22 protein-coding genes are annotated in these 23,017 nt (G+C 70.8%); 5 read left to right on the top strand and 17 right to left on the bottom strand.

Annotated elements, in window-relative coordinates:
- Nucleotides 1-112: 112 nt before the first annotated feature.
- The 14 genes from nusB to ACFWGJ_RS24300 form a co-directional block, all read right to left on the bottom strand.
- Nucleotides 113-547, bottom strand: a complete 435-nt coding sequence (gene nusB, locus ACFWGJ_RS24365) for a transcription antitermination factor NusB (RefSeq protein ID WP_387328127.1) — start codon at nucleotides 545-547, stop codon at nucleotides 113-115.
- A 2-nt stretch (nucleotides 548-549) separates the two neighbouring features.
- Entirely contained in the window at nucleotides 550-1,116 is a 567-nt protein-coding gene (efp, locus tag ACFWGJ_RS24360) for an elongation factor P (protein ID WP_055513022.1), read from the bottom strand.
- 104 nt (nucleotides 1,117-1,220) lie between these two features.
- Nucleotides 1,221-2,342, bottom strand: coding sequence for an aminopeptidase P family protein (locus tag ACFWGJ_RS24355; RefSeq protein WP_387328124.1), 1,122 nt, complete (start codon nucleotides 2,340-2,342; stop codon nucleotides 1,221-1,223).
- Nucleotides 2,343-2,641: 299 nt separating this feature from the next.
- Complete coding sequence (locus tag ACFWGJ_RS24350) at nucleotides 2,642-3,550, bottom strand: Pro-rich N-terminal domain-containing protein (protein WP_387328121.1); 909 nt, start codon at nucleotides 3,548-3,550, stop codon at nucleotides 2,642-2,644.
- Nucleotides 3,551-3,716: 166 nt separating this feature from the next.
- Entirely contained in the window at nucleotides 3,717-4,808 is a 1,092-nt protein-coding gene (gene aroB, locus ACFWGJ_RS24345) for a 3-dehydroquinate synthase (RefSeq protein WP_387328118.1), read from the bottom strand.
- A complete protein-coding gene (locus ACFWGJ_RS24340) occupies nucleotides 4,805-5,287 on the bottom strand; it encodes a shikimate kinase (protein WP_387328133.1) in 483 nt (160 codons plus the stop codon). Before ACFWGJ_RS24340 ends, aroB begins: the two co-directional genes overlap by 4 nt.
- 29 nt (nucleotides 5,288-5,316) lie before the next feature.
- Nucleotides 5,317-6,501 (bottom strand): chorismate synthase, encoded by a 1,185-nt coding sequence (gene aroC / locus ACFWGJ_RS24335; protein ID WP_387328115.1) that lies wholly within the window; start codon nucleotides 6,499-6,501, stop codon nucleotides 5,317-5,319.
- A gap of 194 nt (nucleotides 6,502-6,695) precedes the next feature.
- Nucleotides 6,696-6,965, bottom strand: a complete 270-nt coding sequence (locus ACFWGJ_RS24330) for a hypothetical protein (RefSeq protein ID WP_381833364.1) — start codon at nucleotides 6,963-6,965, stop codon at nucleotides 6,696-6,698.
- A 62-nt stretch (nucleotides 6,966-7,027) separates the two neighbouring features.
- Complete coding sequence (locus tag ACFWGJ_RS24325; RefSeq protein ID WP_387328112.1) at nucleotides 7,028-7,891, bottom strand: shikimate dehydrogenase; 864 nt, start codon at nucleotides 7,889-7,891, stop codon at nucleotides 7,028-7,030.
- Nucleotides 7,869-9,704, bottom strand: coding sequence for an endolytic transglycosylase MltG (mltG, locus tag ACFWGJ_RS24320; RefSeq protein ID WP_387328109.1), 1,836 nt, complete (start codon nucleotides 9,702-9,704; stop codon nucleotides 7,869-7,871). The genes ACFWGJ_RS24325 and mltG overlap by 23 nt, the downstream gene beginning before the upstream one ends.
- Nucleotides 9,705-9,821: 117 nt before the next feature.
- Nucleotides 9,822-10,286: a Holliday junction resolvase RuvX gene (gene ruvX, locus ACFWGJ_RS24315; protein WP_387328130.1), complete on the bottom strand. Its 465-nt coding sequence runs from the start codon at nucleotides 10,284-10,286 to the stop codon at nucleotides 9,822-9,824.
- A 17-nt stretch (nucleotides 10,287-10,303) separates the two neighbouring features.
- A complete protein-coding gene (alaS, locus tag ACFWGJ_RS24310) occupies nucleotides 10,304-12,976 on the bottom strand; it encodes an alanine--tRNA ligase (protein WP_387328106.1) in 2,673 nt (890 codons plus the stop codon).
- Nucleotides 12,976-13,326: a DUF6167 family protein gene (locus ACFWGJ_RS24305; protein ID WP_387328103.1), complete on the bottom strand. Its 351-nt coding sequence runs from the start codon at nucleotides 13,324-13,326 to the stop codon at nucleotides 12,976-12,978. Before ACFWGJ_RS24305 ends, alaS begins: the two co-directional genes overlap by 1 nt.
- Nucleotides 13,327-13,333: 7 nt before the next feature.
- Nucleotides 13,334-13,768 (bottom strand): DUF948 domain-containing protein, encoded by a 435-nt coding sequence (locus ACFWGJ_RS24300; protein ID WP_387328100.1) that lies wholly within the window; start codon nucleotides 13,766-13,768, stop codon nucleotides 13,334-13,336.
- Nucleotides 13,769-13,928: 160 nt separating this feature from the next.
- Here ACFWGJ_RS24300 and ACFWGJ_RS24295 point away from each other — a divergent pair, with 160 nt between their 5' ends.
- Nucleotides 13,929-16,115 carry an ATP-binding protein gene (locus ACFWGJ_RS24295; RefSeq protein WP_387328097.1) on the top strand — a complete coding sequence of 729 codons (2,187 nt, stop codon included), beginning with the start codon at nucleotides 13,929-13,931 and terminating at the stop codon, nucleotides 16,113-16,115.
- Between the two features lie 45 nt (nucleotides 16,116-16,160).
- On the opposite strand, the gene rpsD is transcribed toward ACFWGJ_RS24295, so the two are convergent.
- The 3 genes from rpsD to ACFWGJ_RS24280 all read right to left on the bottom strand — a co-directional run bounded on the left by rpsD (nucleotide 16,161) and on the right by ACFWGJ_RS24280 (nucleotide 19,250).
- Nucleotides 16,161-16,775, bottom strand: a complete 615-nt coding sequence (gene rpsD, locus ACFWGJ_RS24290) for a 30S ribosomal protein S4 (RefSeq protein WP_107019683.1) — start codon at nucleotides 16,773-16,775, stop codon at nucleotides 16,161-16,163.
- Between the two features lie 342 nt (nucleotides 16,776-17,117).
- A complete protein-coding gene (locus ACFWGJ_RS24285; protein ID WP_387328092.1) occupies nucleotides 17,118-18,473 on the bottom strand; it encodes a replication-associated recombination protein A in 1,356 nt (451 codons plus the stop codon).
- A gap of 138 nt (nucleotides 18,474-18,611) precedes the next feature.
- Entirely contained in the window at nucleotides 18,612-19,250 is a 639-nt protein-coding gene (locus ACFWGJ_RS24280; protein ID WP_366786812.1) for a vitamin K epoxide reductase family protein, read from the bottom strand.
- Between the two features lie 139 nt (nucleotides 19,251-19,389).
- Here ACFWGJ_RS24280 and ACFWGJ_RS24275 point away from each other — a divergent pair, with 139 nt between their 5' ends.
- The 4 genes from ACFWGJ_RS24275 to ACFWGJ_RS24260 are packed head-to-tail and all read left to right on the top strand — an operon-like array spanning nucleotide 19,390 to nucleotide 22,953.
- Nucleotides 19,390-20,256, top strand: coding sequence for an ABC transporter ATP-binding protein (locus ACFWGJ_RS24275; protein WP_387328088.1), 867 nt, complete (start codon nucleotides 19,390-19,392; stop codon nucleotides 20,254-20,256).
- Entirely contained in the window at nucleotides 20,253-21,101 is an 849-nt protein-coding gene (locus ACFWGJ_RS24270) for an ABC transporter permease (RefSeq protein WP_387328085.1), read from the top strand. Before ACFWGJ_RS24275 ends, ACFWGJ_RS24270 begins: the two co-directional genes overlap by 4 nt.
- The gene (locus ACFWGJ_RS24265; protein ID WP_387328082.1) at nucleotides 21,098-22,333 is read left to right on the top strand and encodes a sensor histidine kinase; all 1,236 of its coding nucleotides are present in this window, start codon (nucleotides 21,098-21,100) and stop codon (nucleotides 22,331-22,333) included. Before ACFWGJ_RS24270 ends, ACFWGJ_RS24265 begins: the two co-directional genes overlap by 4 nt.
- Complete coding sequence (locus ACFWGJ_RS24260; protein WP_387328079.1) at nucleotides 22,330-22,953, top strand: response regulator; 624 nt, start codon at nucleotides 22,330-22,332, stop codon at nucleotides 22,951-22,953. The genes ACFWGJ_RS24265 and ACFWGJ_RS24260 overlap by 4 nt, the downstream gene beginning before the upstream one ends.
- The last annotated feature ends 64 nt before the right edge of the window (nucleotides 22,954-23,017 follow it).

The following is a 23,017-nucleotide window of genomic DNA, read 5'->3' as shown; positions in this document are numbered from 1 at the left end:
GCCGCGTCTTTCCAGGCACGCGGGCACCGGCGCGCCCTTCAGGGGCGCGGGGAACGGCGCGACCGGCCCCCACCGCCCCGCACACGACATCGCCCCGTGCGGAGCGGATCGTTCAGACCTCGTCCCGCCGCAGCGACGACTTGAGCTCCTTGAACCGGCCGAGCAGCCCGTTCACGAACGCGGGCGAGTCGTCCGTGGAGAACTCCTTGGCCAACTGCACCGCCTCGTCGAGCACGACCGCGTCCGGGGTCTCGTCCACCCAGATCAGTTCGTACGCACCGAGACGCAGGATGTTGCGGTCGACGACCGGCATCCTGTCGAGCGTCCAGTCGACGGCGTACTGGGAGATCAGTTCGTCGATGCGCCGCGCGTGGTCCGCGTAGCCCTCGACCAGCTCCATCGTGAACTCGCTCACGGGGGGCTGCCGGGTGTCGGTCCTGGAGTGCCTGACCCAGTCCGCGAGGACCGTCTGGACGTCGACGTCTCGCTGGTCACCCTCGAAGAGGATCTGGAAGGCACGCTTGCGGGCCGTATTGCGGGCAGCCACGGTTAGCTGTTCACCCGGCCGAGGTAGTCGCTCGTGCGGGTGTCGACCTTGATCTTCTCACCGGTGGTGATGAAGAGCGGGACGTTGATCTGGTGACCGGTCTCCAGGGTGGCGGGCTTGGTGCCGCCCGTGGAACGGTCGCCCTGGACGCCCGGCTCCGTCTCCTGGACGACGAGCTCGACGGCGGCCGGCAGCTCGACGAAGAGCACCTCGCCCTCGTGCTGCGCCACGGTGGCGGTGAAGCCCTCGATCAGGAAGTTGGCGGCGTCGCCGACGGCCTTGCGGTCCACCATGAGCTGGTCGTAGGTCTGCATGTCCATGAAGACGAAGTACTCGCCGTCCATGTACGAGAACTGCATGTCGCGCTTGTCGACAGTGGCCGTCTCGACCTTGACGCCGGCGTTGAACGTCTTGTCGACGACCTTGCCGGAAAGCACGTTCTTCAGCTTGGTGCGCACGAAGGCGGGGCCCTTGCCGGGCTTGACGTGCTGGAACTCGACGACGGACCAGAGCTGGCCCCCGTCGAGCTTGAGCACCAGGCCGTTCTTGAGGTCGTTCGTGGAAGCCACGGTTGCGGAATCTCCTGGACTGACGTGGACGACCCCGGTAACTCGCGCACGGTCCGAAGCGGTCGAAGCACTCGATACGGTCGAGGCCTGTACAGCTTGCGGGACTAGAGCGCGAGCAGTTCCTTGGTCGTGATGGTGAGTAGCTCGGGTCCGCCGTCCGCCTCAGGGCGCACGACGAGCGTGTCATCGATCCTGACACCGCCCCGGCCCGGAAGGTGGACCCCCGGTTCGACGGTGACCGGCACGCAAGCGTCCAGTTTACCCATGGCCGCGGGGGCCAACTGCGGCTCCTCGTCGATTTCGAGCCCCACACCGTGTCCGGTCGACTCGGGAAGGCCCTCCGTGTGCCCCGCGGAGTCCAGCACCTGGCGGGCCGCGCGGTCCACGTCACGGTAGGCGGCGCCGGGCACCAGGGCCTCCCGGCCGGCCTTCTGGGATGCGAAGACGAGGTCGTACAGCTCGATCTGCCAGTCCGCGGGAGAGGTGCCGATGACGAAGGTGCGGCCGATCTCGCAGCGGTATCCGTGGTAGGTCGCCCCGAGGCAGACGGAGAGGAAATCTCCCTCCTCGACCCGGCGGTCGGTCGGCCGGTGGCCCCGCCGCCCGGAGTGCGGGCCCGTGCCGACCGATGTCCTGAAGGCAGGGCCGTCGGCGCCGTGGTCGACGAGGCGGCGTTCCAGTTCCAGCGCGAGGTGCCGTTCGGTGCGGCCGACGAGGATCGACTCCAGGAGTTCGCCCAGGGCCTGGTCGGCGATCTCCGCGCCGATGCGCAGACAGGAGATCTCCTCCTCGTCCTTGATCACCCGCAGCTGTTCGACGGCTCCGCCGACGTCAGCGAGGCGCAGGGCGGGGGCCACGGAACCGATCGCCCGGTGGCGGGTCACGGTGAGGTGGTGCTCCTCGACGGCGAGGGAGTCGGCGCCCTGGGCCGCGGCGAGGTCCGCGGCGGCGACGGCGGGGTCGCCGCCGGGGCTCGGCAGGGTGTGGACCCGCAGGGCCTCGTCCGGGCGGCCGTCCGCGGCGGTGGGGGTGCCGGGTGCCGTGCCGGGTGCGGTGCCGTGTACGAGGAGGTCCTCGGTCCTGCCCAGGAGGAGGACCGCGCCGGGTGGGGCCACGCCGGTGAGGTAACGGACGTTGGCCGGGCGGGTGACCAGCGCGGAGGCGCTGCCGCTTGCGTTGACGCGGTCCCTTAGGCGGGCTCGGCGGGTTTCGTGCACCTCTGGCATGGTTCGAGCGTATGAGCTTCGCTCGGATTGTGCCGGTTTGAGGGGGCCAGGTGGGCGGGGCCGGGCGGAGTAGGGGGTGGGGCTTGGCGTTGTGTGCCGGGTGCGGGTCCGTGGGGGCTGGTCGCGCAGTTCCCCGCGCCCCTGAACGGCGCGCCGGTGCCCGCGTGCCTGGAAAGACGCGGCGACCCCTCGCCACCGGAAGGCTCCCGTGCGGGCCGGTGGGGGCTGGTCGCGCAGTTCCCCGCGCCCCTGTAGGGCGCCCCCGAGGGGCGCCCGGCTTGAGGCGGATCAGATGAGGGCTACCACTGGGGCGGGCTGGCGATCGAGCGGGAGAGGACCTCGTCCAGGACTCGGGCCGTTTGGGGGACGTCCAGTTGGGAGTTGTCGATGATGGGGAGGCCCGAGCCGTACCAGCCGGCCATCCGGCCGTGGATGCGGGCCACCTCCTCGTCGGTGAGGCGGCGGTTTCCGGAGCGCTCCGCGTTGCGCTCCAGGACTATCTCCAGGCCAGGCAGGAGGACGACCGGCAGCAGCCCGGGCCCGACGTGCCGCTTCCAGCCGCCGAGACCCACCACGGGCCGGTCGGGGAAGACGGCGTCGTCGAGGATGCAGGAGATGTTGTTGGCCAGGAAGTTGCGGGCCGCGAAACCGCAGGTGCGGCGGGCGAGCCGGTACTGCGCCTCCGACATGTCGTTCCACCCCGACTGGGGGTCGGCGAAGCCGGAGCGCACCCACTCGCGGACGTCGTCCAGGCTGATGTGCGCCGTGGGCACCCTGCGGTGGTCCGCCCAGTACTTGGCGACGCTCGTCTTGCCCGCGCCCGCGGGCCCGATGAGGAGCACCGCGAGCGTCGTGGACGTCGGGTCGGGAGTGCCGGTCGCGGGCGGCGCGCTCGGCATCGGCACGGGACCGCCCGGCGGCAGCTGGACATGGCCCGTGGTGTCCGGCGCGGGCGGTACGGGAGCGTGGTGCGGGACGGCGTGGTGCGGCGCGGGCGGGTGCCCCGGCGGATGCGGAGGGCCCGGCGGGTGCGGGGCGGCGGGCCCCGGCTGCGCTCCGGCGAAGCCCGGCGGCGGACCCGCGGGGACCCCGGCGTGCGGACCGGGGTGGTGCGGTCCCGGGTGTGGTGCGGCCCCCGACCAGCCGGCGGCCGGTCCGTGCCCCGGCTGATGGGGCGGCGGCAGCGGAGACCCCACTGCGTGCTGCATCCGGTGCCACTCCGTCTCGTACAGGCAATGGGCGCTGGCGGCGGGACACCTGCCCCGCTCGCCTACCGAACGGTACCGTCCCCGGCCGCCGTTTGGTGAACGGCCGGGGACGGCCCGAAGTGCCCGTGCGCGCAGGCGAATCGGCGCAAGTGCCGCCCCGGGGGAGCTATACGCCCACTTCGCCGTACGCGGCGAGGAGCACCGCCGGGTCGGGGCCCTCCAGGACGGTCGGCTTGGCCAGTCCGTCGAGAACGATGAAGCGCAGGAGGTCGCCGCGGGACTTCTTGTCGACCTTCATGTTCTCCAGGAGCTTGGGCCACTGGTCGTAGCGGTAGGTCAGCGGCAGTCCGACGGACTCCAGGATCGTGCGGTGCCGGTCCGCGGTCGCGTCGTCGAGCCGGCCCGCGAGACGGCCCAGTTCGGCGGCGAAGTGCATACCGACCGAGACCGCGGCGCCGTGCCGCCACTCGTAGCGCTCGTTCTTCTCGATGGCGTGGGCGAGGGTGTGCCCGTAGTTGAGGATCTCGCGCAGCCCGGACTCCCGGAGGTCGGAGGAGACGACCTCGGCCTTGACCCTGATGGAGCGCTCGATGAGTTCGGCGGTGTGCGGCCCGGCAGGCGTACGGGCGCCCTGCGGGTCGGCCTCGATGAGCGCGAGGATCTCCGGGTCGGCGATGAAGCCGGCCTTGATGATCTCGGCGAGCCCGGACACGAAGTCGTGGACCGGCAGCGAGTCGAGCGCGGCGAGGTCGCACAGCACGCCGACGGGCGGGTAGAAGGCGCCGACGAGGTTCTTGCCCTCGGCGGTGTTGATGCCGGTCTTGCCGCCGACCGCCGCGTCCACCATGGCCAGCACGGTGGTCGGGATGGCGATCCAGCGCACCCCGCGCAGCCAGGTCGCCGCGACGAAGCCCGCCAGGTCGGTGGTGGACCCGCCGCCGACGCCGATGATCACGTCGGTGCGGGTGAAGCCGGACTGTCCGAGCGCCTTCCAGCAGTACGCGGCGACCTCGGCGGTCTTGGCCTCCTCCGCGTTGGGCACCTGGATGGCGACGGCCTCGAAGCCCTGCTCGGCGAGGTCGGCGCGGAGCGCGTCACCGGTCTCGGCGAGCGCCTCGGGGTGGATGACCGCGACCCGCTTGGCCCTCTCCCCCACCAGCTGACCCAGCTCACCGAGGAGTTGGCGGCCGACCAGGACCTCGTACGGCTCGCTGCCCGCCGTACCGCCGACGTGGATCCGCGTCACTGCCTCGTTCATGCTTCCTTCAACTCCAGTGCGTCGAGGACCGCTCGGGTGACCTCTTCGGGGGTGCGGCCGTCGGTGGCGACCACGGCGCTCGCGACTCCCGCGTACAACGGGCGGCGGGCGTCCATCAGTTCGCGCCACTGCCGGCGCGGGTTGACCGCGAGCAACGGCCTGGCCGCGTTGAGGCCGGTGCGCTGGACCGCTTCCTCGACGTCCATCGACAGGTACACGACGGGCTGTCCGGCGAGCAGCGCCCGGGTGTCCTCGTCGAGGATGGAGCCGCCACCGAGGGCCAGTACGCCGTCGTGTCCGGCGAGCGCCCGCCGCACGGCCTGCTTCTCCAGGGCGCGGAAGGCCGCTTCGCCCTCCTCCACGAAGATGTCCGCGATGGTGCGGCCCTGCTCGGAGACGATGTCCTCGTCGGTGTCCCGGAAGGGGCAGCCGAGCCGCTGTGCGAGCAGCGCGCCGACCGTGGACTTGCCGACGCCCATGGGGCCGACCAGCACGATCCTGGGACCGGTCACCGCACGACCAGGTTCTTCAGGTACGACTGCACGTTGCGCCGGGTCTCCGGCACGCTGTCGCCGCCGAACTTCTCCGCCACCGCGTCCGCGAGGACCAGTGCGACCATCGCCTCGGCGACGATCCCGGCCGCGGGCACCGCGCACACGTCCGAGCGCTGGTGGTGCGCCCTGGTGGCCTCGCCGGTCGCCACGTCGATGGTGGCCAGGGCCCGCGGCACCGTGGCGATGGGCTTCATCGCCGCCCGTACGCGCAGCAGTTCGCCGGTGGTCAGCCCGCCCTCGGTGCCGCCGGAGCGGCCCGAGGTGCGCCGGATGCCCTCGTCGGTCTGGACGATTTCGTCGTGCGCCTTGGAGCCGGGCACCCGCGCGAGGTCGAAGCCGTCCCCGACCTCCACGCCCTTGATGGCCTGGATGCCCATCAGCGCCGCGGCCAGCCGTGCGTCGAGGCGCCGGTCCCAGTGAACGTGCGAACCGAGGCCCACCGGCACCCCGTACGCCAGCACCTCGACCACGCCGCCGAGCGTGTCGCCGTCCTTGTGGGCCTGGTCGATCTCCGCGACCATCGCCTTCGACGCGTCCGCGTCCAGGCAGCGCACCGGGTCCGCGTCCAGCCTCTCGACGTCGTTGGGGGTGGGGTAGACGCCGTAGGGGGCCTTCGCCGCCGCCAGCTCCACCACGTGCGAGACGACCTCGATGCCGGCGGTCTCCTTCAGGTACGAACGCGCCACCGCGCCGAGCGCCACCCGGGCGGCGGTCTCCCGTGCGGAGGCCCGCTCCAGGATCGGTCGTGCCTCGTCGAAGCCGTACTTCTGCATCCCGGCGAGGTCGGCGTGGCCGGGCCTCGGCCGGGTCAGCGGGGCGTTGCGGGCCGATTCGGCGAGGACCTGCGGGTCGACCGGGTCCGCCGCCATGACCTGTTCCCACTTGGGCCACTCGGTGTTGCCGACCATCACCGCGACCGGTGAGCCGAGGGTGAGTCCGTGCCGGACCCCGCCCAGGAAGGTGACCTCGTCGCGCTCGAACTTCATCCGCGCGCCGCGCCCATAGCCCAGGCGCCGCCGGGCCAGGTGGTCCGCCACCATCTCCGTGGTGATCGGCACGCCGGCGGGAAGACCCTCCAGCGTCGCCACAAGTGCCGGACCGTGGGACTCCCCGGCGGTCAGCCAGCGCAACCTGCTCAACGGTGCTCCTCATGCTCGCGCCCTGGTGCGGCGTCCTGTTCCTACGGACACGCTGCTGCGTACACGCGTCCTCGCGTACGGCGACGGCGCGACCGGGTGCGCGGCCCTGGCCCGCCGTCTCCGATCCTCCCACGTCCGCGCCCTGCGCCCGGCCCCAGGTCCATCTGGCGGACGCGCCGTGCTGGCGGTACGCGTCACGCCGCGGGGTCGTCCCGCCGGGGCAGCGGGGCGTACGAGCCCAGGTGGTCGGCCCCGCGGCCCTGTGCGTACCGTGCCGACTCGGGGATGGGCCGCCCCGTGCGGAGCGCCCGGTGGAACACGAACTTGCGCCACAGCTTGAGGGCCCACGGTGTCAGGACGGCGAGTACGAAGACTCCCAGCGCCGTGTCCTGTGCCCAGTCCGGCAGGAACCCCACCACGGACTGGAATATCTCCGACTTCCAGGACGCCTCTGTCACGTACATGGATCTGTCCCCCGATGTTCCGATACGCCCGACCCCGCCCCCGCGGAATCGAGAGCCGGATCCTAGCGGCCGTCCTGGCGGGCCGCGAGGGACTTCTCGCCCGCCGACCGCATGGCGTCGACCGGGCCCGGAACGATGCCCGTCATCTGCTCGACCTGCAGCACCGCCTGGTGTACAAGCAGGTCGAGCCCGCTGACGACGGCGCCTCCGTAGGCGGACCAGCGGGCCGCGAGGTCGGTGGGCCAGGGGTCGTACAGGACGTCGAAGAGGGTGGCGGGCCGCTCGGGGACGGACGGGGCGAGGGCGTCGGTGGTGCCCGCCGGGGTGGTCGCGATCACCAGGGGCGCGCGCAGCGCCTCTTCGGCGTCCGACCAGGGCGCCGTACGCACCTCGATGTCGAGCCGTTCGCCCCACTGCCGCATCTCGGCGGCACGCGCCTCGCTGCGGACGTACGCGACAACCTCGCCGGTGCAGACACGGGCGAGCGCGGCCAGCGCGGAGGAGGCGGTGGCGCCCGCGCCGAGGATCGCCGCGGATTCCACTTGTTCGATGCCCCGCTCGCGCAGGGCGGCGACGATCCCGGGGATGTCCGTGTTGTCACCGACGCGGCGGCCGTCCTCGGTGCACACCACCGTGTTCACGGCCTCGACGGAGGCCGCCGTCGCGGTGATCTCGTCGAGCAGCGGAATGACCGCCCGCTTGAGCGGCATGGTCAGCGAGAGTCCGGCCCATTCGGGACCGAGTTCCCCGATGAATGCGGGCAGCGCGGCCTCGTCGATCTCGAAACGGTCGTACGACCAGTCGTGCAGCCCCAGTTCCCCGTACGCGGCGCGGTGCAGCACCGGGGAGAGGGAATGGCCGATCGGGGAACCGAGAACGGCGGCCCGGCGCCGCCGGTCCCCGTCAGTCCTTGTTGCGCCGCTCATTGAATTTCTGAACCAACTTCTCGTGCTCGGCCAGGGTCTTGGTGAAGTCCGTCTTCTTGCCGTCGATGGAGATGAAGAACATCCACGCACCACCGTCGGGCTTGAGCGCCGCCCGCAGTGCCTCGTCCCCGGGATTCCCGATCGGCCCGGGCGGAAGACCCTTGTAGAAGTACGTGTTGTACGGGTCGTCGTAGTTGCGGATCTCGGCGACCGAGATATCGATCTTGCTCTGACCCTTGAGGTAGTTGTACGTCGAGTCGAATTCGAGCTTCTGGTTGGTGACGTCGTTCGTCGGCTTCAGCCGGTTGTAGACGACGGACGCCATCTTCTTGAAGTCGTCGTGCGTGATGCCCTCGGCCTGGACGAGGCTCGCGACCGTGACGACCTGCAGCGGGTCCTCAAGGCCGAGGTCCTTGGCCTTCGCCTCCAGGTCGTACTTCTCGTACTCCTTGTTGGCCTGCGCGACCATGTCCTTCAGGACGGTCTCGGGCTTCATGTTCTTGTCGGCGGGATAGGTCGCCGGATAGAGGAATCCTTCCAGCGGGTCCTTGATGTCGCTGTCGTCGTTCGCCCAGTCCGGCAGCCCGAGGCTCCTGTACTTCTTCTTGGCGATCTCCGCGGTGGTGCCCTTGGAGAGATCGAGCTGTTTGTCGATCGCCTCGTACACCGTGACATTGCGCTGCCCTTCCCTGACCACCAGATTGTTCTGGCTCTTGGGATCGAGCATCAGCGCGACAGCGCTTTCCGCGGACATCTGCTTCTTCAGCAGATAGGAGCCCGCCTGGATCTTGTCGCCGTTCTCGTTCTGCGCCTGGGCCGCCACGAAGGCGTCCACGCTCTTGACGACGCCGGCCGCCTTCAGTTTCTGGCCGATCACCGATCCGAAGGCGCCCTTGGGAATCACGACGGTCACCTGACCGCCGGTTCCCTCTCCCGCGTAGTCGGGGGCCGAACCGAAACGGCTCTGATAGAACTGGTAGCCGAAATAGGTGACGCCACCGCCCACCGACAGGAGAACGAGGGAGACGACCAGGCAGGCGCAGCCGTTCTTGCTCTTCTTCTCGCCTTTGCCCTTGCTCCCCTTACCGCCTTTGGCGCCTTTGCCGCGCCGGCGGTCCTGCGGGTCGTCGTCGGTGTCGTCCTCGTCGTCGTCACCGCCCGCGAAGAACGCGTGCTCGCCCTGGTCCGGGCCCGGGTCCCAGTCGGTGCGCTGCGATTCCGGTTCCGCTTCGGGTTCCGGTTCGGCGCGGCGACGGCTCGGCGGCTCCGGCGGGGGGTAGGCGTCCGGGGTCCCGTAGTAGTCGGGCTGCTGGCCGTTGTACGCCAGGGCCTGGCCGCCGTAGGGGTCGTTCGGGTCACCGCCGTACGGGACCTGTTGTTGCTGTTGCTGCTGTTGTTGCTGTTGCTGGTACTGCTGGCCCGCGTCCCAGCCGCCGCCGTGGTACGGATGGCCGTTCTGGTCGTACTGCTGACCGTTCTGGTCGTACTGCCCGCCACCCTGATGGGAGTAGCCCTGCCCACCCTGGTCGTTGTACTGCTGCGGAGAATGACCGCCGTACTGCTGCTGCCCCTGGACGTAGTGCTGCTGCTGACCCTGCGCGTACTGCTGCTGCGCCTGGTCGTAGTCGGCCTGCTGACCCGTGCCCCAGTCACCGTACTGCGGCTGCTGCGGCTGCTCCGGATAGTGCTGCGGCTGGCCGCCGTAGGGGGACTGGGCCGCGTGGGCCTCCTGTCCTCCCCATCCGCCGTCCCCGTACAACGGGTCCTCGGGATGCCACGGTTCGGAGCCTGGGCCCCGGCCATACTCAGTCATCGATCCCCTAGAGCCGCGAGGCGGTGGTCGCGCGGTGGCTGGGCTTCCGTCGCCTCTTCTCCTGTGCGGAAGCTATTCGAACACCACCGCATCGCGCGGAACGTTACCGTACCGCGATCAGATGACCACTTCGACGCCCTCGCCCGGAGATGTACCTGACACCCGTTCGGACTCCAGTGCCTGCTGGAGGATGATCACGGCTGCGACCTGGTCGATGACCGATCTGCCCTTCTTGGACTTCACGCCCGAGGCGCGCAGTCCCTGACTGGCCGTCACTGTGGTCATCCTCTCGTCCACGAGGCGCACCGACACGGGTGCGATCCCGCGTGCGAGCTCCTGTGCGAACGCGCGGACCTTCACGGCGGCCGGACCCTCGCCCCCCTTGAGAGAGCGAGGGAGCCCGACGACGACCTCGATCGGCTCGTACTCCTCGACGAGTTGCCGCAGCCGCCGGTGGGCGGCCGGGATGTCACGTCCCGGCACGGTCTCCACCGGCGTGGCCAGGATCCCGTCGGGGTCGCAGGAGGCGACCCCGATCCGGGCATCCCCGACATCGACGGCGAGCCGACGGCCGCGGCGCATGACCCGCTCGCCGTCGCTCACTTGGCGGTCTCGGCCACAAGCCGCTCGACGGCGTCGACGGCGTCGCCGATCGCGGCCGGGTTCTGGCCGCCGCCCTGGGCCACGTCGGGCTTGCCGCCACCGCCGCCACCGAGGGTCTTGGCGGCCGTACGGACCAGGTCACCGGCCTTGAGACCGCGCTCGCGGGCGGCCTCGTTGGTGGCGATGACCGTCAGCGGTTTGCCGTTGACGGTGGTGAACAGGGCGACCACGACGGCCCGTCCGCCCTGGATGCGGCCGCGTACGTCGAGGACCAGCTTGCGCAGGTCGTCGGCGCTCGTGCCGTCCGGGACCTGGCCGGTGACCAGCGCGACGCCCTGCACGTCCTTGGCGGAGGAGGCGAGACCGGCGGCGGCCTGGAGGACCTTCTCCGCGCGGAACTTCTCGATCTCCTTCTCGGCGTCCTTCAGCTTGCCGAGCATGGCCGAGACCTTCTCCGGCAGCTCCTCCGGACGGCCCTTGATCAGCTCCTGGAGCTGGGCGACGACCGTGTGCTCGCGGGCGAGGAAGTTGTAGGCGTCGACACCCACCAGGGCCTCGATACGGCGGACACCCGAACCGATCGACGACTCGCCGAGCAGTTTGACCAGGCCGAGCTGGGCGGTGTTGTGCACGTGGGTGCCGCCGCACAGCTCCTTGGAGAAGTCGCCGATGGTGACCACGCGCACGCGCTCGCCGTACTTCTCGCCGAACTCGGCGATGGCGCCCTGCTTCTTGGCCTCGTCGATGCTCAGGATCTCGGCGTGCACGTCGAGGTCGCGGGTGAGTACCTCGTTGATCTTCTGCTCGACGTCCGTCATCACGGCCGTGGGCACGGCGGACGGGGAGCCGAAGTCGAAGCGGAAACGGCCGGGCTGGTTCTCGGAACCGGCCTGCGCGGCCGTCGGGCCGAGGGCGTCACGCAGGGCCTGGTGCGTGAGGTGCGTGGCCGAGTGGGCGCGGGCGATGGCCGTGCGGCGGCGCACGTCGATGACGGCCTGGGCCTTGGCGCCGACGGTCACCTCGCCGACCTGGACGACGCCCTTGTGGACGTACACCCCGGGGACGGGCTTCTGGCAGTCGCGGACCTCGATCACGGCACCGGTGTCGATCCTGATGCGGCCGGTGTCGCCGATCTGGCCGCCGCCCTCGGCGTAGAACGGGGTGCGGTCGAGGACGATCTCGACCTCGTCGCCCTCGGTGGCGGCGGGCGAGGAGGCGCCGTCGACGAGGATGCCGACGACCGTGGACTCGCCCTCGGTGCTGGTGTACCCGATGAAGTCGGTCTCGCCGGCGGCGTCGGCGATCTCGCGGTAGGCGCCCATGTCGGCGTGCCCGGTCTTCTTGGCCTTGGCGTCGGCCTTGGCGCGCTCCCGCTGCTCCTTCATCAGGCGCCGGAAGCCGTCCTCGTCCACGGACAGGCCCTGCTCGGAGGCCATCTCCAGGGTGAGGTCGATCGGGAAGCCCCAGGTGTCGTGGAGCAGGAAGGCCTTGTCGCCGGAGAGGACCGTGCCGCCGGAGGCCTTGGTCTCCGTGACGGCGGTGTCGAGGATGTTGGTGCCGCCCTTCAGCGCCTTGAGGAAGGCGGCCTCCTCGGCGAGGGCGACGGTCTCGATGCGCTTGCGGTCGGAGACCAGCTCCGGGTACTGACGGCCCATCATGTCGATGACGACGTCGACGAGGTCCTGGACGACCGGGCCGGTGGCGCCGAGGAGCCGCATGTTGCGGATGGCGCGGCGCATGATGCGGCGCAGCACGTAGCCGCGGCCCTCGTTGCCCGGGGAGACGCCGTCGCCGATGAGCATCACGGACGTCCGCATGTGGTCGGTGACCACGCGCAGGGAGACGTCGGAGGCGTGGGCGGCGCCGTACTCGACCCCGGTCAGTTCGGTGGCTTTCTTGATGACGGCCATCGAGGTGTCGATCTCGTACAGGTTCTGCACGCCCTGGAGGATCATGGCGAGGCGTTCGAGGCCGAGGCCGGTGTCGATGTTCTTGCTCGGCAGCTCGCCGAGGATCTCGAAGTCCTCCTTCGAGGTGCCCTCGCCGCGCTCGTACTGCATGAAGACGAGGTTCCAGATCTCCACGTACCGCTCGTCGTTGACGGCGGGGCCGCCCTCGACGCCGAACTCGGGGCCGCGGTCGTAGTTGATCTCGGAACACGGGCCGCAGGGTCCGGGGACACCCATGGACCAGTAGTTGTCCTTCTTGCCCAGGCGCTGGATGCGCTCCTTGGGGACGCCGACGACCTCGTGCCAGATGCGCTCGGCCTCGTCGTCCTCCAGGTACACGGTGATCCAGAGCTTCTCCGGCTCCAGGCCGTAACCGCCCTTGTCCTGAGGGCTGGTCAGCAGCTCCCAGGCGTACTTGATGGCGCCTTCCTTGAAGTAGTCGCCGAAGGAGAAGTTGCCGCACATCTGGAAGAACGTGCCGTGCCGGGTGGTCTTGCCGACCTCTTCGATGTCCGGCGTACGGACGCACTTCTGGACGCTGGTGGCGCGGGCGAAGGGGGGCTTGACCTCACCGAGGAAGTACGGCTTGAAGGGGACCATGCCGGCCGGGACCAGGAGCAGAGTCGGGTCGTCCGCGATGAGCGACGCCGAAGGGACGACGGTGTGCCCGCGCTCCTCGAAGAAGCTCAACCAGCGGCGACGAATCTCGGCCGACTCCATCAGTGGTCCTCATTCCGGTTGTACGAGTACGTCGACCTCTCGACGTACGTCGGGTTCTTGCTGTACTTCGGGTCGTTGCTGTTCTCGATGGCGGCGAGGCGGCGCGGGGAGGCCAGTTCGGGGTCGGCGTTCAGTCCGAGCGCCTCGCCCAGTTCCGCCTCGCGCTGGACCATGCCGTCCCGGACGTCGAGGGCGAAGTCCTTGACACGGTGGCCCGCCTCGATCGCCTTGTCGGCGGCTCTGGCCGCGAGGCTCTCGGGCGTCAGCTGCTTGATCTTGCGGTTGACCTTGGTGGTGGCCCACACGCCGGCGGCTGCGCCCGCGGTGAACCAGAACGTACGGCGGAACATCGCTGCGTCAGTCCTTCTTCCGCTTTCCCCGTCGCGCCGACGGGACGGTGCGGCCCACGATCACGGTGCGTCGCGTGGGCTTGGCGGGCTCGTCGTCGCGGCGGCCTCCCATGGCCCGGCGTACGCCGTAGCCGAACGCCGCCACCTTCACCAGCGGGCCGCCGAAGGTCGAAGCGACGGTCGAGGAGAGCGCCGACGCGTTCGACGTGACCTCCTGGACGTCCGCCGCGATGGCGTCGACCCGCTCGATCTGGGTCTGCGCGGAGCGCACGGCCGCGGAGGCGTCCGCGAGGAGCGGGACCGTCTGTTCGGTCACGTCCGCGACGAGCTTGGTGGTCGCCCTGAGCGTCTGGGCCAGCCTCGCGAGTGCCACCGCGAGGAAGGAGACCAGGATCGCCCAGAAGACGGCCACCAGGATCCCGGCCACCTCACCACCGGACACTGCGCACCCGCTCCCTGAACTCGTGCCTCACCATCGAAAAGTCGTCCTCCGACCCTATCGCGCCGGGGCCGGGGCTCCGTACCGGATTACCGTCCGCCGCACCCGCGCTCGCGCGAAGCGATTGTACGGAGTGCTCATGGATGAGTACGCTCCGTTGCTCATGCGGTCTTCTCAGGGTTCTGGGCCCTCCGGTGCGGGGGCGGGCGGTCACCGGGCCGGCAATCTGCCCCTGGAGCTCAACGCGTTCGTGGGCCGGGCGGCCGAACTTACACGGCTGGACGCGGCCCTCGGCGCCGCGCGGCTGGTGACGGTGACGGGCCCGGGCGGGGTCGGCAAGTCGCGGCTGGCGGCGCGCGCGGCGGCCCGGCTCCGCCCGGACGACGGGGTGTGGCGGGTGGAACTGGCCGAGCTGCGCGAGCCGGACCTCGTCGCGTACGCCGTCGTGGAGGCGCTGGGTCTGACGGATCACACCTCGCGGCCGCCGCGCCAGGTCCTGCTCGACCATCTCGCGGAGCGGAATCTCCTGCTCGTACTGGACGGGTTCGAGCATCTGGTCGACGCGTGCGCGTCGCTGGTCGGTGAGCTGCTGCGGCGCGCGGCGGGCCTGCGGGTGCTCGCCGTGGGGCGCAGGCCGCTCTCGGTGGAGGGCGAGCAGGTGTTCCCGCTGGCGCCGCTGACGGGGCCGGAGGCGGCCGAGCTGTTCGCGGACCGCGCCGCCGCCGGGACCCCGGGTTTCGCGCTGCACGACGGCAACCGCGCGGACGTCCACGAGATCTGCCGTCGGCTCGACGGGATCCCGCTCGCCGTGGAGCTGGCCGCGGGACGGCTGCGGGCCCTGTCCCCCGCGCAGCTGCTCGCCCGGCTCGACGACCGCTTCCGGCTGCTCACGGGCAGTGGCCGCGACACGCTGCCGCGCCATCAGACGCTGCGCACGGCGATCGGCTGGAGCCACGAACTGTGCACGCCGCAGGAACGGCTGATGTGGGCGCGGCTGTCGGTGTTCGCCGGGCAGTTCGACCTGGAGTCCGTGGAGTACGTGTGCGGGGGCGGCGGGCTGCATCCCGACAACATCCTCGACGTGCTCCACGAGCTGCTGGCCCAGTCGGTGATCACCCGCGAGGAGACACCGGCGGGGGTGCGCTACCGGATGCTGGACACGGTCCGGGCGTACGGCGCGGACTGGCTGGAGGCCACCGAGGACGGGGCGCGGCTGCGGCGGCGCCACCGCGACTGGTTCATGGGGCTGGCGACCTGGGGCGAGCTGGACTGGTTCTCGCCGCGGCAGCGCGAGGTGGCCGCGCGGGTGGAGGCGGAGCTGCCGAACCTGCGCCGCGCCCTGGAGCACTGTCTGAGCGAGCCGGACGACGGGCATCTGGGCCAGTACCTCGCGGGGACGCTCTGGTTCTACTGGGTGGGCTGCGGGCGGCTGTCGGAGGGGCGGCACTGGCTGGAGCGCAGTCTGGACCTGGACACCGAGCACGAGAGCTCGCGGCTGAAGGCGCTGTGGGTGCTCGGCTATGTGGCGATCCTCCAGGGCGACACCGTGCCCGCGTTCGCCGCGCTCGGCGAGTGCCGTCGCTCGGCGGAACTCTCCGGGAACCGCACCGCGCTGGCCTACGCCGAGCACCGCACCGGCTGTCTGGCCCTGGTCACCGACGACATGCCCCGCGCGCAGACCCTGCTGCGCTCGGCGCTCGACCGCTATCACGAGATCGGCGAGCTGAACAGCAACGTCCTGATGGCGCAGGTGGAGCTGGCGATGGCGCTGGCCTTCCAGGGCGAGCTGCCGGACGCGGTGCGCCTGTGCGAGGAGGTGCGCCGGGTCTGCGTGGACCACGGGGAGCGCTGGTCGCTGGCGTACGCGCTGTACGTGCTGGCGTTCGCGGCCTGGACCGAGGGTGATCCGGTGGGCGCCCGGCGGCTGCTGGCGGAGTGCCTGGACATCACGCATGCCTTCCGCGACCTGCTCGGCACGGTCCTGACGGTGGAGCTGCTCGCGCTGGTCACCGCCGGGGAGGGCGACGCGGCCGAGGCGGCGGTGCTCCAGGGCTCCGCCTCCCGGATGTGGCCGTCGGTGGGCCTGCCCCTGTTCGGCTCGGCCTACTACAACGCCCCGCACGAGCAGTGCGAGGCCATGGCCCGGGAGCGGCTGGGCGACGAACGGTACGAGGAGTGCGTACGGGCCGGGGCGCGGCTGGGCCGGCAGGCGGCGGTGGGCCGGGCGCTGGGCCGTATTCGGCCTGAGGCGCTCGGCGCTTCGGCCGCGCCGCGGGGCATCCCGGCGCCCCCGGACATGCGAGAACCCGCCGCCTCGCCCACCCGCAAGGGTGGGGAGACGACGGGCTGACGCTCTACGAGCAGGCGCGAGGCCGGTGGTGTCGCGTACGCCTGATCAGCGGGCGTAGTACTCGACGACGAGCTGCTCGTCGCAGATCACCGGGATCTCCTTGCGGTTCGGCTCGCGGTCCAGGCGGAACGCCAGGGCGCCGAGGTTCACCTGGAGGTAGCGCGGGGTCTCACCGTCGGGGGCGAACCCACCGGCACGGGCGACCTCGAACAGCGTCTTGCTGCGGCTGCGCTCGCGGACCATCACGACGTCGTCCGGCTTGACGCGGAACGACGGCTTGTCGACCTTGCCGCCGTTGACCTCGATGTGGCCGTGCACGACCATCTGGCGGGCCTGGTAGATCGTGCGGGCGATGCCCGAACGCAGAACCAGGGCGTCGAGACGACGCTCCAGCTCGATGACCAGGGCCTCACCGGTCTTGCCCTGCGTCTTGGCGGCACGCTCGTAGGCGCGGACGAGCTGGCGCTCGGACACGTCGTACTGCGCGCGCAGACGCTGCTTCTCCAGCAGACGGACCTTGTAGTCCGAGTTCTGCTTGCGGCCACGGCCGTGCTCGCCCGGCGGGTAGGGGCGGGCCTCGAAGTACTTGACGGCCTTCGGGGTCAGCGCGATGCCGAGGGCACGCGACTTCTTGACCTTGGGGCGGGACTGGTTCGTCATGAACCAAACACCTCATGATTTCTGATGTGAATACGGCTTCACCAGGGTTAGGGGAGGTCGCATCCGCAGCCAGGGAAACCCTTCGGGTCCTTGCCGGACCTGTGGGGCAGCCGCTCCCTGAGCTGGGCACATGTGCAGCACGCGAGTGGCCCACCGACCGTTTCCCGGAGACTTCCGGGAGGGTGGTGGGCTGCCCGCGACACCTTCGACGGTGCGCGACGCTCCTGGATTCCTCACCCGGGGGTGAGGGCTCCGGCTGCATGTCCCGTTCTGGTGGTGCCGACTTCCTCGTGAGAGGAGGCCGGACACGGGACGCAGCGCTTGGGAGAGTCTACAGGGTGATCAGGACCGCCCTCGACCGAGGTGTTTCCGGGTCCACTCCACCGCGTCCGCGTAGCGCGCCTCGGCGCCGTGCCGGGTCGGGGTGTAGTACTCCCGGTCCTTCAGTTCCTCGGGCGCGTACTGCTGGGCGGCGATGCCTTCGGGCAGGTCGTGCGGATACACGTACCCCTGCGCGTGGCCGAGCTTGGCCGCGCCCTTGTAGTGCCCGTCCCGCAGATGCATCGGCACCGGACCCGCGTGGCCCTTGCGTACGTCCTCCATGGCGGCGCCGATCGCCGTCGTCGCCGCGTTCGACTTCGGGGCCAGGGCGAGGGCGATGGTGGCGTGGCTGAGGGTGAGGGCGGCCTCGGGGAAGCCGATCATGGCGACGGCCTGGGCGGCGGCGACCGCCACCGGCAGGGCGTTCGGATCGGCCAGGCCGATGTCCTCGCTGGCCGAGATCATCAGGCGGCGGGCGATGAACCGGGGGTCCTCGCCGGCCTCGATCATCCGGGCCAGGTAGTGCAGCGCCGCGTCCACGTCCGAGCCCCTGATCGACTTGATCAGGGCGCTGGCCACGTCGTAGTGCTGGTCGCCGTCGCGGTCGTACTTCACCGCGGCCCGGTCGACGGTCTCCTCCAGGGTCTGGAGGGAGATCTCGGCGTCCTTCTTGTCGAGCGCCGCTCCGGCGGCGGCCTCCAGTGCGGTGAGGGCACGCCGGGCGTCGCCGCCGGCGATCCGCAGCAGGTGCTCCTCACTCTCCTCGGGGAGGGTGAGGGCCCCCTTGAGGCCGCGCTCGTCGGCGAGCGCCCGGCGCAGCAGCCCGCGCAGGTCGTCGTCCGTGAGCGGTTCGAGGGTCAGGAGCAGCGAGCGGGACAGCAGCGGGGAGATGATCGAGAAGTACGGGTTCTCCGTGGTCGCCGCGATGAGCGTCACCCAGCGGTTCTCCACGGCCGGCAGCAGGGAGTCCTGCTGGGCCTTGCTGAAGCGGTGGATCTCGTCGAGGAAGAGGACGGTCTCCTTGCCGTACCCCCCGGTGGCCCGGCGGGCGCCCTCGATGACCGCGCGGACCTCCTTGACGCCCGCGGTGATCGCGGAGAGCTCCACGAAGCGCTTGTTCGTCGCCTTGGAGACCACGTACGCCAGGGTCGTCTTGCCGGTGCCGGGCGGGCCCCACAGGATCACCGAGGAGGGTCCGGCCGGGCCGCCGCCGCCCTCGCCGACGAGTCTGCGCAGGGGCGAACCCGGCTTCAGCAGATGCTGCTGTCCCTCGACCTCGTCGAGGGTGCGCGGGCGCATCCGGACGGCCAGGGGGCTCCCCGACGGGTCCTTCTCCTGGCGTTCTTCGGCTGCGGCGGTAAACAGGTCGGGCTCCACGTGCGAAACCCTATGTCACGCCACTGACAACGCGGCCGGGCCCTTGTCCCGCAAGGGTTCCGCGGGTGCCCGCAAGGGTTCCGCAGGTGCATCCGCAGGTGCCCGCGAGAGTTCCGCCGGTCGCGCCGCCAGGTCGCGTCAGCTGGTCCAGAAGTCCCACCAGCGCGTCAGGATCAGCATGCCGATGATCCCGATGTGCAGGACCGGCAGCACCCAGGCGAACTCGTCGAGGAACCCCTTCAGCCAGCCGGGCGCGGGCAGCAGGCCGTTACGGACGTTGTGCGAGGTGACGGCCCAGAACATGATGATCGTCGCGACCCAGGCGAGGCAGCACCACAGGCAGAGCGAGTTGATGTTGTACAGCGACTGGTACTGCAGCCAGGTCACGAATCCGACGCCGAACAACGTGCCCGCGTTGAAGGTCAGCCAGTACCAGCGCGGGTAGGTCGCCCGCCCGAGCAGGCTCACACCGACGGCGATCACGATGCCGTACGCCACGAGGCCCATCATCGGGTTGGGGAACCCGAAGACGGAGGCCTGGTCGCTCTTCATGATGTTGCCGCAGGAGACGACCGGGTTCAGGCTGCAGCCCGGCGTGAAGTTCGGGTCCTCCAGCAGCTTGAACTTGTCGATGGTGATGACCCAGGAGGCCAGCAGTCCGGCCGCACCCGTGATCATCAGCAGCAGGGCGAGGAACCGCCCGCCGCCCACCGTCCGTGGGACCACCGCGGCTCCCTGATCGGTGGAGACGCCTTCCCTGACCGTCGTCTTGCTCATCACGCCGTTTCCGTAGCTTGAGAGGACCTTCCGGGCACGGTCATTGTGCCGCACACGCGCGTGTGTCCACCGTTCGATGGACATAAGGAAGTACGTACGGCCGTCCCGGAACGCTCGCTTCGGGGGGACGCTCGTTCGCATGACAGCACACGGATACGAACTCGCGGTCGCCGTACGGGGGCTGCGCAAGCGGTACGGCGACATCACCGCCGTCGACGGCATCGATCTCGGCATCCGGCAGGGCGAGGTGTTCGGCCTGCTCGGACCCAATGGCGCGGGCAAGAGCACCACGGTGGAGATCCTTCAGGGCAACCGTTCCCGCGACGCGGGCGAGGTCTCGGTGCTCGGCACGGACCCGGTGAACGCCACGCGCGCGTGGCGCTCGCGGGTCGGCATCGTCTGGCAGGACGAATCCGCGCCCGCCGAGTTGACGGTGGGCGAAACGGTCCGCCATTTCGCGCGCTACTACCCGAGGCCGCGCGATCCGGAAGAGGTCATCGGCCTGGTGGGCCTGGAGCAGAAGACGGGCAGCCGGATCAAGGCGCTCTCGGGCGGGCAGCGGCGGCGGCTCGACGTGGCGCTCGGGGTGATCGGCGACCCCGACCTGCTGCTCCTGGACGAGCCCACGACCGGTTTCGACCCGGCGGCCCGGCGGCAGTTCTGGGAGCTGATCCGCAGGCTCGCCGACGAGGGCACCACGATCCTGCTGACCACGCACTACCTGGAGGAGGCGGAGGCCCTCGCGGACCGGCTCGCGGTGATCGCGCGGGGGCTGGTCGTGGCCGAGGGCGAACCGGCGGAGCTGCGGGACCGGTTCGGCACCGAGGCGGTCGTCGGGTGGACGGAGTCCGACGGCTCGCCCCGCACCGAACGCACCGGGACACCCACGCGGACGGTCGCCGAGCTCATGCACCGCTTCGACGGCGAGATCCCGGGGCTGCGGGTGGCCCGCCCGACCCTGGAGGACGTCTATCTGCGGCTCACGGGCCAGGAGGGCACGCGATGACCACCACGACGGCACAGGCGCGTACGCGGGAGGACGGCGCGCAGCGGCTCCCGGCGGCCTGGCGGCTCGGGTTCCACCGGGGCGCCCTGGAGATCAAGCAGTTCTTCCGGCTCCGCGACCAGGTGGTCTTCACCTTCGCCTTCCCCATCGTGTTCCTCTTCCTCTTCGCGTCGATCTTCAGCGACGACGTGACAGGCGCGGGCGTCACCGCCTCGCAGCTGTACGTGCCGGCGATGATGGCCGCGGGCATCATGACCACCAGCTTCCAGTCGCTCGGCATCTCGATCGCGATCGAGCGGGACGAGAAGGTGCTGCGCCGGCTGCGCGGGACTCCGATGCCGCCGGCCGCGTACTTCGTCGGGAAGATCTGGCTGGTTCTGGTCACCGGCTTCCTGGAGACGGTGATCCTGCTCGCCGTGGGGATCACGTTCTACGGCGTGGAGCTGCCCTCGGACGCCGTGAAGTGGCTGCACTTCGGCTGGATCTTCCTGCTGGGCCTGACGGCGTGCGCCCTGCTCGGCATCGCGATCAGCTCGGTCCCGCGGACAGGCAAGAGCGCCACCTCCGTGGTCGTCCTGCCCTTCCTGGTGCTGCAGTTCATCTCCGGCGTCTACATCGCCATCGACACCATCCCGGACTGGATGCTCAACATCAGCGCGGTGTTCCCGCTGAAGTGGATGTGCCAGGGGCTGCGCGGGGTGTTCCTGCCGGAGTCGGCGCAGGTCCTGGAGCAGGCGGGCAGCTGGGAGTTCGGTCGGATCGCACTGGTGCTCGGGGCGTGGTGCGTCGGAGGATTGCTGCTGTGTCTGCTGACCTTCCGCTGGAAGAACCGCCGCGACGGATGACCGGCGTATCCGTGGACCACGGCGACGGCGCCTACGCCTGGGACCGTTCCTTCCGGCTCTGGGACGCGTACTTCGCCGTGGTGTGGGCGGCCACCCTGGTGTTCGTGCTCGGCACGGACTTCCCGGGGTGGCACACCCGTGCCGTCGCCGCGGCCCTGCTGGTCCCGCTGATCCCCTGGTACGTCCTGGTGGGCCGCCCCGTCCTCAGGAGCGAACCGCCCGACGAGCGGCGGGCCCTCGGATTCCTCGCCGGCTGCCTGGCGCTGTTCCTCCCCTCGGCGATCCTCGTCGGCGAGACCCGGCTGATGACCTTCGCGCTCGTCCCGCCGTGCTTCATGGCGCTGTGCCTGCGCCGGGCCCTGGCCGCGGTCGTCGTCATCAACCTCGCGCCGGTGGTGGGCTGGGCGCTGCTGTGGTGGCCAAGCGACCACGCCGTCTTCTTCAACTCCGTGTTCGCCGTGGTCACCCTGGTCTTCTCGGCGGCCGTCGGTAGCTGGATCATCCGGGTCATCGAGCAGAGCCAGGACCGGGCCGCGCTGATCGCCGAACTGGACGCCAGCCGCCACGAACTCGCGCGGCTCTCGGCGGCGCACGGCGCGCTGGCCGAACGGGAGCGCCTCTCCCGGGAGATCCACGACACGCTCGCGCAGGGCTTCACGAGTCTGCTGATGCTCACGCAGGCGGTCGAGGCGGAGCTGGACCGCTCCGACGTGGCGAAGGCCCGCCGGCATCTGGCCCTGATGGCGGGGACGGCGCGCCAGAACCTCGCCGAGGCGCGGGCCCTGGTCGCCGGCGGCACGCCCGCCGACCTCGACGGGGCGTCCCTGCCCGACGCGCTGCGCCGGCTCGCCGCACGGCACGAGGCGTCGGTGACCGTGTCCGGTCCCGTACGCGCGCTGCCCGCCGCGGCGGAGGTGGTGATCCTGCGCGCCTGCCAGGAGGCGCTGTCCAATGCCCGCAAGCACGCGGGCGGTTCGGCCGCGGTCGGCATCGAGCTGCTCTACTCCTCCGAAGAACTCTCGGCGCGCGTGGGCGACGACGGGTGCGGCTTCGATCCGTCGCAGCCGTCCGGGGGTTACGGGCTGGTGGGGCTGCGGGCGCGGGCCGCCGAGGTGGGCGGGACGACGGTCGTCCGCAGCGCGCCCGGCGAGGGCACGACGGTCACGGTCCGGCTCCCCGTACCACTGGCACCACTGCCACCACTGGCACCACTCGAAAGGGGTACCCCGTGATCCGGATCGTCCTCGCCGACGATCATCCCGTCGTACGCGAGGGGCTGCGCGCGATGCTCAGCGCCGAACCCGATCTGGACGTCGTGGCCGACGCCTCCAGCGGGCCCCAGGCCGAGGCCCTGGCCGCGGAACTCCGGCCGGACATCGTCCTGATGGACCTGCGGATGCCCGGCGGCGGGGGCGTCGACTCGATCCTCCGGATGACCGAGGCGGGGCTGCCGTGCCGGATCGTGGTGCTCACCACGTACGAGACCGACCGGGACATCCTGCGGGCCGTCGAGGCCGGGGCCGCGGGGTATCTGCTCAAGGATCTGCCGCGCGGTGAACTGGCGGACGCGGTGCGGGCCGCCGCTCGCGGGGAGACCGTCCTGGCGCCGTCGGTCGCCGCGCGGCTGGTGGACCAGTTGCGTACGAAGCCGGAGCTTCCGCGGTTGTCCGCGCGGGAGGTGGCGGTGTTGCGGCTGGTGTCCGAGGGGTGCACCAACGCCGAGATCGGGCGGCGGTTGTTCATCGGGGAGTCGACGGTGAAGACGCACTTGCTGCGGGCGTTCGGGAAGCTGGGGGTCGACGACCGGACGGCGGCGGTCACTAGCGCGATGCGTTTCGGCTTGCTTGAGTGACCTTTCCTCGCCCCCGCCGCCCCTACCCTTCCCGTCACTGACTCGGGGGCGCTGCCCCCGAACC

It is taken from the genome of Streptomyces sp. NPDC060205 (genome assembly GCF_042728395.1).
Taxonomy (GTDB): domain Bacteria; phylum Actinomycetota; class Actinomycetes; order Streptomycetales; family Streptomycetaceae; genus Streptomyces.
This window is presented reverse-complemented; position numbering and strand designations above follow the sequence as displayed.

What these genes read in the sequence shown, in the direction of transcription:
- ACFWGJ_RS24355 (WP_387328124.1), bottom strand. Translation starts at nt 2,342, where the DNA reads ATGCCAGAGGTGCACGAAACCCGCCGAGCCCGCCTAAGGGACCGCGTC.
- ACFWGJ_RS24350 (WP_387328121.1), bottom strand. Translation starts at nt 3,550, where the DNA reads ATGCAGCACGCAGTGGGGTCTCCGCTGCCGCCGCCCCATCAGCCGGGG.
- aroB (WP_387328118.1), bottom strand. Translation starts at nt 4,808, where the DNA reads ATGAACGAGGCAGTGACGCGGATCCACGTCGGCGGTACGGCGGGCAGC.
- ACFWGJ_RS24340 (WP_387328133.1), bottom strand. Translation starts at nt 5,287, where the DNA reads ATGGGCGTCGGCAAGTCCACGGTCGGCGCGCTGCTCGCACAGCGGCTC.
- ACFWGJ_RS24330 (WP_381833364.1), bottom strand. Translation starts at nt 6,965, where the DNA reads ATGTACGTGACAGAGGCGTCCTGGAAGTCGGAGATATTCCAGTCCGTG.
- ACFWGJ_RS24325 (WP_387328112.1), bottom strand. Translation starts at nt 7,891, where the DNA reads ATGAGCGGCGCAACAAGGACTGACGGGGACCGGCGGCGCCGGGCCGCC.
- mltG (WP_387328109.1), bottom strand. Translation starts at nt 9,704, where the DNA reads ATGACTGAGTATGGCCGGGGCCCAGGCTCCGAACCGTGGCATCCCGAG.
- ruvX (WP_387328130.1), bottom strand. Translation starts at nt 10,286, where the DNA reads ATGCGCCGCGGCCGTCGGCTCGCCGTCGATGTCGGGGATGCCCGGATC.
- alaS (WP_387328106.1), bottom strand. Translation starts at nt 12,976, where the DNA reads ATGGAGTCGGCCGAGATTCGTCGCCGCTGGTTGAGCTTCTTCGAGGAG.
- ACFWGJ_RS24305 (WP_387328103.1), bottom strand. Translation starts at nt 13,326, where the DNA reads ATGTTCCGCCGTACGTTCTGGTTCACCGCGGGCGCAGCCGCCGGCGTG.
- ACFWGJ_RS24295 (WP_387328097.1), top strand. Translation starts at nt 13,929, where the DNA reads ATGCGGTCTTCTCAGGGTTCTGGGCCCTCCGGTGCGGGGGCGGGCGGT.
- rpsD (WP_107019683.1), bottom strand. Translation starts at nt 16,775, where the DNA reads ATGACGAACCAGTCCCGCCCCAAGGTCAAGAAGTCGCGTGCCCTCGGC.
- ACFWGJ_RS24280 (WP_366786812.1), bottom strand. Translation starts at nt 19,250, where the DNA reads ATGAGCAAGACGACGGTCAGGGAAGGCGTCTCCACCGATCAGGGAGCC.
- ACFWGJ_RS24275 (WP_387328088.1), top strand. Translation starts at nt 19,390, where the DNA reads ATGACAGCACACGGATACGAACTCGCGGTCGCCGTACGGGGGCTGCGC.
- ACFWGJ_RS24270 (WP_387328085.1), top strand. Translation starts at nt 20,253, where the DNA reads ATGACCACCACGACGGCACAGGCGCGTACGCGGGAGGACGGCGCGCAG.
- ACFWGJ_RS24265 (WP_387328082.1), top strand. Translation starts at nt 21,098, where the DNA reads ATGACCGGCGTATCCGTGGACCACGGCGACGGCGCCTACGCCTGGGAC.